Raw genomic sequence first — 11,275 nt, forward strand, 5'->3', positions numbered from 1 at the left:
TTAAAAAAATGAAGTTATATTATTTGCTCCCATTGATTCTTTTGACAAATGGAATAGCAATTGCTCAATCAGAGAAAAAGATAGATCATCAAAGCATTCTTTGGACGCGTTATTACAATCAATTATTGCTAAGCGAAAAATGGTCTTTGCATTCTGAATTTGACAACCGACTTTTTCTAAAACCAACACAAGAAAATTTATTTGTCATCCGAGTTCAAGGTCGCTATAAAATCAATGCGCATTTAGAGACAGGCGCTGGCTTTGCCTACTTCTCAGTCGATACACAAATCCCTGAAATTAATCCTGATTACACTACACCGGAATATCGAGGACAACAGGATCTTACGTGGAAAGAAACTTTTGGGAAATTTGGGATTAACCAGCGTTTTCAGTTAGAGGAGCGATTCATTCACAAGGCAAACAAGGAAATGCTACTGCCAGGAACCCTATTTTCATGGCGCTTCAGGTACCGCTTTCAAACAGAATACACTTTTTGGAAAAAAGAAAAGCAGCTGTTAAAAGCTGTACTATCCGATGAAATAATGTTCAATTTTGGAAAAAATATAATTAAAAATACATTTGATCAAAATAGAATTTATGCTGCCATACATTATGGACTCAATAGCAATGTCGCATTTGAACTCGGCTACCTAAACAGTTTTCAACGACGAGCTAATGGAACCGATTATTTCAACAGAGATATTATCCGAATCAGTATTTTTCATAAAATTAAAAGCTCAAAAAAAGTATAAAGAGCATTTGTAATTAGTAACTAATAAACATTTTAAACATTGATTACCAATACGTTAACTTAATATTTACAATTCATGGTGTAACTTTAATAAAAAGATATAGCCATGAAAAATTTTGCAATTAAACTCGTGTGGTTTACCACCATTTATGTTTTTGTATTTGCCGGTATGTGTCAAACTAACGTTGCTTTACCAGTAATAATGACCCTTTATTGCGTAGGTATACCGTTAATATTATTAATGGTTTATACCGTCCTTACTGATGATTATACAACTACAAAAACTTTTAAAGATTGGTATGGAGATCATCCAATGGAGACTTTGGAAGAAGAAAAAGAAGAAAGCTAATCATTCGAATCCATTTTAACTCAAAAAATCCCGAGCAATCGGGATTTTCTATTCTTATGAATTTCTGATTTAAATTTTGATTAGTTACTACTGAAATTTATCTTACTTTGCTTTTTAAAACAAAATGATGCCGCCATTTTGGAAAAAATCGTTTCAAATAAACGCCCCTAGTTTCTTTGCCACCAATGTAAACTTCAAAAGCATTCGATTCAACTGCTTTCACAAATTTTTTGGCAAACATACTTGTTGGCATTCCATTTTGAGTAGCTTCATCATCTATATTTTGTTTCGATCCATCAGCAGTAAGTGCATTTTTGTCCACATCCGTTTGAATAAATCCCGGACAAATTAAGGTGACATTTATATTGTCCCGTTGATGTTCCATTCTCAAAACATCAAAAAAACCATGTAAAGCATGTTTTGCGCCACAATAGCCAGAACGATATGGCGAACCAAATTTCCCCATCAAACTCGTTACAGTAACAAAATGTCCTTTCTTATTTTTGATAAAATGAGGCAACAAAGCTTTTGTTAGCGCAACCGTGCCAAGATAATCTACTTCAATGAGTTTTTTATCCACCTCAAAATCAGTTTCTACAATCAGTGAGCGTTGGCTTACTCCACCGTTATTCACTAGAATATCAATTTTTCCAAAGGCAGCAATAGCTTTTTCTACATGATTTTTGGCGTTGTCAAAATCAACCAGATCAAAAGGCAAAATCATAACTTCTGTGTTTGAACACTTCGATTTCACAGTTTCTAAAGCATCTCTATTTCGAGCCGAAAGAATTAGTTTGCAATTTTTAGTTGCTAATTCATAGGCAAGAGCCTCTCCTATTCCGCTTGAAGCGCCTGTAATCCAAACTATTTTGCCATTTATTGCATTCATATTTTTTCCTAAAAATAAAAAAAGTTTACCGAGCTTTTACAAACTCAATAAACTTTCTAGTATAATTATGGAAATAAAGACTATTTCTCTCTAATATAAATATCGATTGGCACTCCTGAAAAGTCCCAGTTTTCTCTAATTTTATTTTCCAGATAACGTTTGTACGGTTCTTTTACATATTGCGGCATATTGGCAAAAAACACAAATTGTGGTGTTGGTGTTGGCAACTGCATGCAATATTTAATTTTTACATATTTCCCTTTTGTTGCTGGCGGCGGATACGCTTCAATCACTTTCAACATAAACTCATTGAATTTTGAAGTTGCAATGCGTTGTTGTCTGTTTTCAAAAACTTTTACCGTTGCTTCTAATGCTTTCAACAAACGTTGTTTGGTTAAAGCAGAAACAAAAAGAATAGGCACATCCGTAAACGGCATTAATTCTTCTCTAATTTTTTCTTCATAATCACGGGTTGACATCGTTTCTTTTTCGACTAAATCCCATTTGTTTACTAAGATTACAACTCCTTTACGGTTTTTCTCAGCCAACCAAAAAATACTTTGATCCTGGCCTTCAAATCCACGTGTGGCATCAATAATCAAAATACAAATATCAGCATGCTCAATTGCACGAACGGAACGCATTACTGAGTAAAACTCTAAATCTTCTTTCACTTTTGCTTTACGACGGATTCCCGCAGTGTCCACTAAGTTGAATTCGAAACCAAAACGGTCAAATTTTGTATCAATTGAATCACGGGTTGTTCCCGCAATATCAGTAACAATGTAACGCTCTTTACCAATTAAAGCGTTGATAAAACTTGATTTTCCAGCATTAGGACGACCAACCACTGCAAAACGAGGCAATACCACTTCTTCTTGAGTTGGTTCTGGTTTTATAGGAAAAGCATCAATCAATGCATCCAATAAATCGCCTGTTCCACTTCCAGAAATACTGGCAAACGTGTAATATTCTCCTAAACCAAGGTTGTAAAACTCAATTGCATCTTTCTCACGCATCGCATTATCCACCTTATTTACAGCAAGTAAAACTGGTTTCGTCACTTTTCGCAACAATCTCGCAACGGCATCATCCATTGGAGTAATCCCCTCTTCTACATCAACTACAAAAATGATAACGTCAGCTTCATCAATAGCCAATTCTACTTGTTTACGGATTTCTGCTTCAAAAACATCATCAGAACCACGTACGTATCCGCCGGTATCAATTACAGAAAACTCTTTTCCGTTCCACTCGCTTTTACCATAGTTTCTATCACGGGTCACCCCCGATACTGAATCTACAATAGCTTCTCTTCTTTGTATCAGCCTATTAAAAAGGGTTGATTTCCCTACATTAGGTCTTCCTACTATCGCAACAATGTTATTCATAATATAAATTCAAATATTTTGCAAAGGTAGTGTTTAAAACCATGAATATCAATATTTTTAATATATTAGTAAGACCTTATCCTTTTAACACTTACAAGTTTACTGCTATGGACACTAATAATGAACTCAGACTTCGCTTACGATTTTACAAAGATGTTCCGCAAAACATAGACGCTTTGCGCGTTAAATTTGCAAATTACACCCAAATCAAGTCCAAAGATTACTTCGTTAAAATTCGTGGTTATCACATTTGGTTAAACATAAAAGGACCTAAAAAAGCGTATTGGTCGCCTCATTTACATATAGAAATGGAATCAAAAGACCAAAACGAAACGCATATCAGAGCACTATTTGGACCTGACCCAACCTTATGGACACTTTTTATGTTCTTCCATTTTGTTATAGCGGGAATATTTTTGATTTTTTCGGGGATTGCTTATTCTGATTATATCCTGAAAAATCCCGTAACATTCGATCTGATCGTTATGGGATTAATGGTTTTCGCCTGGTTTTTGCTCTATTTCGTAGCCAAACAAATCCGAAGTAACGGTCACTACCAAATGAATGATTTGGAAAATTTATTTTTGGAGATTATAGCATCTTAGTTTTTATTTGGAGCAATTCCAGCTCTCCGCTATATCTTTTATGCAGTCCCGAAGTTTCGGGACTGCATAAAAGGATGCCGCTGCTATCTGGGCTAAAAAAAAATCAATATCGAAAATTGAATTCCAATATTGATTTTTAAAAAAAAGGACCAGAAAAAATTACTGGTTATAACCAAAACGTTTCAACATATTAACGTTACTTCGCCAATTTTTATTTACTTTCACTACCAATTCGATATGAATTTGTTTTCCAAAAAACTTCTCTAAATCGACACGGGCTTCCATTCCTACTTTTTTCAAAGCAGCACCTTTATGCCCTATTATAATTCCTTTTTGAGTTTCACGTTCCACCATAATCAAAGAACGGATTCTAATGATATTTTCATCTTCAAAAAACTCTTCAGTAACAATTTCGACTGCGTATGGAATTTCTTTGCTGTAATTCAACAATATTTTTTCACGAATCGTTTCATTCACAAAGAAACGTTCTGGTTTGTCCGTAAGCTGATCTTTTGGATAATACGCTGGAGATTCCGGTAACAATTCAATGATTCGTCCAAATACTTCTGGCACATTAAAATTCTGCAAAGCTGATATTGGAAAAATTTCTGCATTGGGAACTTTCGCAGTCCAGAAAGCCACTTGCTCTTCGAGTTGTTCTTGGTTAGAATTATCTATTTTATTCAATAAAAGAAGAACTGGAATTGTAGCATAAATGATTTTGTTAAAAAACGCTTCGTCTTTCAAATCTTGTTCACCAATTTCTACCATATAAATTAAGATGTCAGCATCTTCAAAAGCCGACTTTACAAAATTCATCATCGATGCCTGCATTTCGTAGGCTGGTTTGATAATTCCCGGTGTATCAGATAAGATCAATTGAAAATCTTCCCCATTTACAATTCCTAGAATTCTATGACGTGTTGTTTGTGCTTTTGATGTGATTATGGATAATCTTTCTCCAACAAAGGCATTCATTAGTGTTGATTTCCCAACATTTGGATTCCCGATGATGTTTACAAAACCTGCTTTATGTGACATTTCTATTATAATTTATTTTGCAAAGGTAGACATATCAAGTCAATAGATGAAATAAAACATTTTTAAAAATTTTTATTGGAAATACGGAAATTCGTTGTACATTTGCACCCGAAACAACGCGGGATAGAGCAGTAGGCAGCTCGTCGGGCTCATAACCCGAAGGTCACAGGTTCGAGTCCTGTTCCCGCTACTAGAGTAGCCTTATTGAGATTACAAAACGCACATCGCGGGATAGAGCAGTAGGCAGCTCGTCGGGCTCATAACCCGAAGGTCACAGGTTCGAGTCCTGTTCCCGCTACTAGAAAGCTTCAGAGAAATCTGGAGCTTTTTTTATTTACATTTATCAAAAATAACTGATGGATAAATTTGTAGTTTACATTCTATATTCCTCTAAGTATAAGCAAAACTATACCGGATATACTTCCAACTTAATTGAGCGATTCAAATCCCATAACTTTCTAGGGACAAAAGGGCATACATTAAAATATAGACCTTGGATTGTCATTCATGTTGAATTTTATCATTCTAAATCACATGCTATGCAAAGAGAAAAACAGCTTAAAACTGGAGTTGGAAGAGCGTTTATTTATAAAATAATCGCTGACATATAGCTTTAAGATAGCGCATATCCGCCGCGGCGGACACTGGTACGACTCTCCGATGTGGCGGACTACTAGAAAGCTTCAGAGAAATCTGGAACTTTTTTTTGTTAAAGAACAATCACAATACATGGTATAAAATTAACTAAAAGATTATTAATTCTTTTAACGACTACAATCAAAATAAATAATGGGTCTACTAATCCACTTATTTTAAATCAGCTTCCTTGTTAAAACATCCTCTGTTGATGTAATTATATAATACTCCTTTTACCAGAGTGATTCAAATTAATAAACGTATTAGGTACTGAACAGTTACAATTAGTTCAATTATTTTTCTAATTTAGCTTTTTACAGCAACCGATCATTTTTTATTTAATGAAAGAAATAAATCATAATGAATTAAACTACTTCAAAGCATTTAAGGAAGGGGACAATGACGCTTTCAACTTTTATTTCAACAAGTACTATAATCGTGTTTTAGGTTTTAGTATTCAATTTTTATACGATAAGGACGAAGCTAAAAATGTAACCCAAGAAGCTTTTTTGAAATTATGGATCAACAAGGACAAAATTGAAACTGCAAATGGGATTCTACCCTTTCTCTACACGTATGCCAAATCGATTTGCTTAAATCTTTTAAGGCATAATGAAGTAAAAAATAAATTTAAAAATGAGTTACTGAATCAAAAAGAGAAAGAATTAGATACTCAAATTTTGAATTCGATGCATTTTGATTCCTTAGAATTAACAGAATTAGAAGTTTTAATAAATAAAGTGATTGCTGAACTTCCTGAAAAAACAAAACAAGTTTACCTAAAAAAACGTTTTGAGAATAAAAAAAACGAAGAAATTGCTACTGAAATGGGAGTAAGCCAAAAAGCGGTTGAAGCCCATATGACAAAAGCTTTAAAAATTTTGAAAGAGCAATTATCAGACTATTTGCCTTCCTTTATTATTATCACTTTATTAAATAGTTAAAAAATAATTAAATTTTAACATAGGGTATTTCAATTGTTAAGTGTACTTACTTAGACGATTGGAGTACGACTTGCGCTATTTTTTAATTTTTTTATAAATAATAATGATTGTCGCACTTTCTAAAAGGTACTTACAAGAGTATTTGATTAAATAAAAAACAATATGATTTTGGAATTGATTTATAAATATTTAGACAATGAAGCTTCTGAAGAAGAAGTTCTTACTGTTTTTAAATGGATTGAAACTTCTGAAGAGAACGAAAAGCAGTTTATGGCTTTGAAAAAAGCGTGGGCTTTCACAGCAATATCAAATGAAATACCAGCAAAAGCGCTTCAGGAATTTTACAAGAAAAAACAAAAGAAAAGTAGCCGTAAATGGTACAGGTTTTTACGATATGCAGCTATCGTTCTTGTATTTATTGGTTTGGGAAAAACAGCCACACAGTTGTTTGTTCCAAAATCAAATCCTTCCAAAGAAATTGTTTTGGAATTAAGCAACGGCACTTTAGAATATATTTCGAAAGATAAAACGAAAAACGTTATTGATGAGAAAGGCAAAGCAATAGCGAAACAAAGTCAGGATTCCATTGTTTATTACGGTCATGCCATGAATGACAAAATGGTTTACAATACACTTAAAGTTCCATATGGCCAGACATTCAAAGTAATCCTTTCAGATGGCACGACGGTTCATTTGAATGCGGGAAGTACACTGAAATATCCACAACAATTTGGAATAAACACCAATAGAAAAGTGTATTTAACCGGAGAAGCTTTTTTTGATGTTACCAAAGACCAACTCCATCCATTTATAGTAGAGGCTAATCAGGTAAGTATCGAAGTCCTTGGTACAAAGTTTAATCTGACAGCTTATCCGGATGATAAACAAATACAAACTGTTTTAGTAGCAGGAAGTGTGCGATTATCAGAGAATGCTAATCGTAAAAATAATTCAATCTTATCACCAAATCATTTAGCAACGTGGGATGGTTCCTCTAAAAAATTTACAACTCAAACAGTAGAAGTCGATTTATTTACAGCTTGGGTTCAAGGCGAACTTGTTTTGAAAGACGCTACTTTTGGATCCATTTGCAAAAGATTAGAACGAGCATTTGATGTCACGATTGTTAACTCAAACAGCAATTTAGTGGCACAGAAATTCTCAGGAACAATTAAAATTAAAGAATCTAAAGTGGAAGATATTCTAGATTTGTTAAAGCTGGATACTCCATTTAAATATACTAAAAAAGAAGGCATTATAAAAATAACCCATTAACAATAACTAAATAACAACTAACTAACCAAAACTTACAATTAAATGATGTTTACAGCGTACCCCTATTGGCAAAAACTCTTACTGACTTTTGGGATAGTCTTAATGAGTATCACTACTTTTTCCCAAACAAAAGAGAAGACCATTACTTTAAATTTTAAAGAAGAACCTTTAAGCCAGGTTATCAAATTTATTGAACAACAAACGAATTACCGAATCATTTACAACGTTAATAAAATTGACATCAATCAAAAAGTAACTGTATCGGTTAAAAATAGTACACTAGAAAATGCTTTAACTAAACTCTTAAAAGACAGGAAAATATCATTTTTTATACAAAAAGAACAAATATTATTACTGGAAATTTCAGATAAAGCAGCTTCACAGGAAAAAGAACGTTTCATCAAAGGTATTGTCCTAGACAGCAAAGACAAACTCCCTGTTCCAGGTGCAACTATTTTGATAAAAGGAACCTCAACTGGAGCTATTAGTGACAGCAAAGGAAAATTTGTCTATTTATTAAGAGGAGATGCTATTCCAAATACGGTTTTAGAAGTGTCTTATTTAGGAATGAAAACGCAATCCGTTCGTGTGGGAAACGCATTTGATTTTGTTTTCAATATGGAACAAGCCACAGATGAATTAGACCAAGTTGTAATTACGTCATCCTACGGAACTAAAAAATTAAAAGAGGAAATCGTAGGAAGTATTTCTACCCTTAACGCAAAGGATATTGCAGTAGAGCAAGCTTCAGAAAGTATTGATAAAATGGTGGTAGGACAAATTGCAGGTGTCTTAATAGAAAATACTTCGGGAATAGGAGGCCCTGTTAAAATAAATATTAGAGGCCAAGGAAGTTTGAGTTCGTTGACAAATTCTAATTTAGGAACGTCGACACAGCCTTTGATTATTGTTGATGGTGTAATAATGAGTGAAGAAGTGGGTATTGATAGTCAGTTTTTTGATGCAAATGGAACTTTCTCTGAAAATCTATCCAATCCTCTTGCCCAAATTTCACCGGAGAATATTGAAAGTTTTACAGTATTGAAAGATGCTGCTGCAGTAAGTATTTATGGCGCTGACGGTGCCAATGGTGTCATTCTTATCACAACTAAAAAAGGAAAAAAAGGAAAAGCAAAATTTGGATTTTCTAACCAACTTGGAGTTTCCTCAGCCATTAATCCAATCAAATATCTAAGTGGTTTCCAGTACAATGATTTGAGAAATGAATATCTTAAAAATAGTCAGACAAATTATGTACCCGTTCCCTATAATGGAATAAACACGGACTGGTTTGATTTACTAAATGTAGCGGGAATTTATAATAAATATAATTTTAATGTTTCAGGAGCAAATTCTAAATTGTCGTATCGCAGCAGTTTAAGTTATCTTACTATTGATGAGCCACAAAAAGGGAATAAAACCAAACAATTTAACGCCGGTATAAATCTAGGTTACCGCTTGGATAAATTTGATTTCAGTTTGTCTATGAACCCTAGTTACATTCAAAAGGATGCCCCAAATATTTATTATAGTTATGCCTTTGTCCCTACTATTTCGCCTTATAATGCGGACGGAACGTATGCAACTGTTGGTGTTTTAGGCTTAGGAAATCCATTAGCAGCTATTGAGCAAAACAAAAACATAACCGATAGTTATGGTATTTTAGCAAGCTTGAATGCCTCGTATGAATTCAATAAATTTTTAAGTTTCTCAACGCTTTTTGGAATAGATTACAAAGACAAAACGCAGGACAGATATTTTTCCGGTGCCAATGAAAGCGGACAGTACAACGGCTCATTTACTTTAGAAGGACTGCAATATCCAAATTGGGGAAGACGCCTTTTGAATGAAAGAAACTCAACTAAATGGAACTGGCAGGGACAAGCGTTATTCAATAAAACAGTGAATATAGACCATAACATTGATGGGATTTTTGGTTTTGAATTGTCTAGCGACAAAGCAAATTTTAATTATTCATCCGGTAGAGGTTTTGTAAATCCCAATGGTCTAAATAATGTTCAAGACGCAATTCGAGATGATGATCCGTTGACAACCGTTGATGAATCATTATTAAATCAAACGTATGGGGATGACATCAGTTATAGTTCAAGAGTCTCGTTTTTTTCTCAGTTTAACTACAATTATAAAAAGAGGTATTACTTTTTAGGTAATTTTAGGAGAGATGAAAGCTCGGTTTTTGGGGATGATACTAATGTAGCTTTAAATGGTGGAGCCGGATTGAGTTGGATTGTCAGTAATGAAGATTTTTTAAAATCGAACAGCGGTATTGATTTGCTAAAATTTAAAATCAGTTATGGAACAACTGGGAATTCAAGAATAGGATCGTATCGTTCAAAAGGACTTTATATCTTAAATCAAAACGGGTACAATGGCGCAGAAGGTTCCTCTCCTAGCGAAGCTCCAAACGGGCAACTGAGTTGGGAAAAAAACACAAAATTTAACGCAGGTATCGATTTTAATTTCTTGGGAAGAGTAGAATTGTCCTTGGAATATTTTTATGACGATTTAAAAGATTTGATAACCAGCAGAGATATACCAACCGAAACCGGTTACAATTCCATTCAATTAAACGCAGCTAGCATGTATAATAAAGGACTGGAATTTTCAACTCGTATTAAATGGTTGCAAAGCGATCAATTTAAATGGACAACATCCTTTAATATTTCTACTGTTGAAAATAAAGTAACGCAACTTGTAGGTTTAGGAAGTGAATTTTCTACTTCAGAAGTTGCTCTTGCTCAAAAAGTAGGATACAGCACCTCCACAATTTGGGGAGTAAAATGGGCGGGCGTTGATCCCGCAACCGGAAGAGATCTGGTAGAGAAAGACGGACAAATATATGATGCAGCTACTTATACAAACTTATTTACTGCGGCTGATTGGGTTCCTATTGGCGACAACCAACCCAAAGCTTACGGTGGTTTTAATAATAATTTCACTATCAATAATGCGATTGTTTTATCAATAAGAGGAGCCTTTCAATTGGGGGGAGATTATTTAGTGGATAACAGCCTGATCTCAAAATATAACATTACCTCTAATAGAAACCTTTCTGTTAATGCTTATGATTATTGGAGAAATCAAGGTGATGTAGTTTCACAACCTTTGGTTATCAGTAATACAACCTTGATTCCAAATTTGAGTAAATTTCTATATGACGCTACTTATTTAAAGATCAGCAACATTAATCTAAGCTATAATGTTCCTTTCAAAAAAACCTTTTTGGATGCATTATCTGTTTTTGTCGATGTTTCGAATGTAGTCTATTGGTATAAAGATAAAAGTCCGTCTGGAAGGAACGGCATACGTGAATTTAATTTTACCTATCCGCAAGCACGAACAATTTCTTTAGGTTTTAACACTAAATTTTAAT

The 11,275-nt window shown here is 33.9% G+C and carries 10 protein-coding genes and 2 tRNA genes; 9 read left to right on the forward strand and 3 right to left on the reverse strand.

What is annotated here, in order from left to right:
• The first annotated feature begins 8 nt into the window (after positions 1–8).
• Together IWX83_RS01390 and IWX83_RS01395 are read left to right on the forward strand one after the other, a co-directional pair.
• Entirely contained in the window at positions 9–752 is a 744-nt protein-coding gene (locus IWX83_RS01390; RefSeq protein WP_196827143.1) for a DUF2490 domain-containing protein, read from the forward strand.
• Between the two features lie 105 nt (positions 753–857).
• Positions 858–1,100 carry a hypothetical protein gene (locus tag IWX83_RS01395; RefSeq protein ID WP_073352694.1) on the forward strand — a complete coding sequence of 81 codons (243 nt, stop codon included), beginning with the start codon at positions 858–860 and terminating at the stop codon, positions 1,098–1,100.
• A 97-nt stretch (positions 1,101–1,197) separates the two neighbouring features.
• On the opposite strand, the gene IWX83_RS01400 is transcribed toward IWX83_RS01395, so the two are convergent.
• Together IWX83_RS01400 and der are read right to left on the reverse strand one after the other, a co-directional pair.
• Positions 1,198–1,989 (reverse strand): SDR family oxidoreductase, encoded by a 792-nt coding sequence (locus IWX83_RS01400; protein WP_196827145.1) that lies wholly within the window; start codon positions 1,987–1,989, stop codon positions 1,198–1,200.
• An 80-nt stretch (positions 1,990–2,069) separates the two neighbouring features.
• A complete protein-coding gene (der, locus tag IWX83_RS01405; RefSeq protein ID WP_132066830.1) occupies positions 2,070–3,380 on the reverse strand; it encodes a ribosome biogenesis GTPase Der in 1,311 nt (436 codons plus the stop codon).
• Between the two features lie 41 nt (positions 3,381–3,421).
• Here der and IWX83_RS01410 point away from each other — a divergent pair, with 41 nt between their 5' ends.
• Positions 3,422–3,985 (forward strand): hypothetical protein, encoded by a 564-nt coding sequence (locus IWX83_RS01410; RefSeq protein ID WP_196827147.1) that lies wholly within the window; start codon positions 3,422–3,424, stop codon positions 3,983–3,985.
• 159 nt (positions 3,986–4,144) lie between these two features.
• On the opposite strand, the gene era is transcribed toward IWX83_RS01410, so the two are convergent.
• Positions 4,145–5,026, reverse strand: coding sequence for a GTPase Era (gene era / locus IWX83_RS01415; RefSeq protein WP_066079794.1), 882 nt, complete (start codon positions 5,024–5,026; stop codon positions 4,145–4,147).
• A gap of 117 nt (positions 5,027–5,143) precedes the next feature.
• Here era and IWX83_RS01420 point away from each other — a divergent pair.
• The 6 genes from IWX83_RS01420 (at position 5,144) to IWX83_RS01445 (ending at position 11,274) form a co-directional block, all read left to right on the forward strand.
• Positions 5,144–5,216, forward strand: a tRNA-Met gene (locus IWX83_RS01420).
• A 35-nt stretch (positions 5,217–5,251) separates the two neighbouring features.
• Positions 5,252–5,324, forward strand: a tRNA-Met gene (locus IWX83_RS01425).
• Between the two features lie 58 nt (positions 5,325–5,382).
• Positions 5,383–5,637 (forward strand): GIY-YIG nuclease family protein, encoded by a 255-nt coding sequence (locus IWX83_RS01430; RefSeq protein WP_196827150.1) that lies wholly within the window; start codon positions 5,383–5,385, stop codon positions 5,635–5,637.
• A gap of 366 nt (positions 5,638–6,003) precedes the next feature.
• Positions 6,004–6,606 (forward strand): RNA polymerase sigma-70 factor, encoded by a 603-nt coding sequence (locus IWX83_RS01435; protein WP_139259429.1) that lies wholly within the window; start codon positions 6,004–6,006, stop codon positions 6,604–6,606.
• A gap of 162 nt (positions 6,607–6,768) precedes the next feature.
• Positions 6,769–7,881, forward strand: coding sequence for a FecR family protein (locus tag IWX83_RS01440; RefSeq protein WP_196827152.1), 1,113 nt, complete (start codon positions 6,769–6,771; stop codon positions 7,879–7,881).
• 42 nt (positions 7,882–7,923) lie between these two features.
• Positions 7,924–11,274, forward strand: coding sequence for a SusC/RagA family TonB-linked outer membrane protein (locus tag IWX83_RS01445; RefSeq protein ID WP_196827154.1), 3,351 nt, complete (start codon positions 7,924–7,926; stop codon positions 11,272–11,274).
• The last annotated feature ends 1 nt before the right edge of the window (position 11,275 follow it).

Source organism: Flavobacterium sp. CG_9.1, assembly GCF_015751645.1.
In the GTDB taxonomy this organism is placed as follows: Bacteria; Bacteroidota; Bacteroidia; order Flavobacteriales; family Flavobacteriaceae; genus Flavobacterium; species Flavobacterium xanthum.

Coding starts and splice junctions, on each gene's coding strand:
- IWX83_RS01390 (WP_196827143.1), top strand. CDS start 9: ATGAAGTTATATTATTTGCTCCCATTGATTCTTTTGACAAATGGAATA.
- IWX83_RS01395 (WP_073352694.1), top strand. CDS start 858: ATGAAAAATTTTGCAATTAAACTCGTGTGGTTTACCACCATTTATGTT.
- IWX83_RS01400 (WP_196827145.1), bottom strand. CDS start 1,989: ATGAATGCAATAAATGGCAAAATAGTTTGGATTACAGGCGCTTCAAGC.
- der (WP_132066830.1), bottom strand. CDS start 3,380: ATGAATAACATTGTTGCGATAGTAGGAAGACCTAATGTAGGGAAATCA.
- IWX83_RS01410 (WP_196827147.1), top strand. CDS start 3,422: ATGAATATCAATATTTTTAATATATTAGTAAGACCTTATCCTTTTAAC.
- era (WP_066079794.1), bottom strand. CDS start 5,026: ATGTCACATAAAGCAGGTTTTGTAAACATCATCGGGAATCCAAATGTT.
- IWX83_RS01430 (WP_196827150.1), top strand. CDS start 5,383: ATGGATAAATTTGTAGTTTACATTCTATATTCCTCTAAGTATAAGCAA.
- IWX83_RS01435 (WP_139259429.1), top strand. CDS start 6,004: ATGAAAGAAATAAATCATAATGAATTAAACTACTTCAAAGCATTTAAG.
- IWX83_RS01440 (WP_196827152.1), top strand. CDS start 6,769: ATGATTTTGGAATTGATTTATAAATATTTAGACAATGAAGCTTCTGAA.
- IWX83_RS01445 (WP_196827154.1), top strand. CDS start 7,924: ATGATGTTTACAGCGTACCCCTATTGGCAAAAACTCTTACTGACTTTT.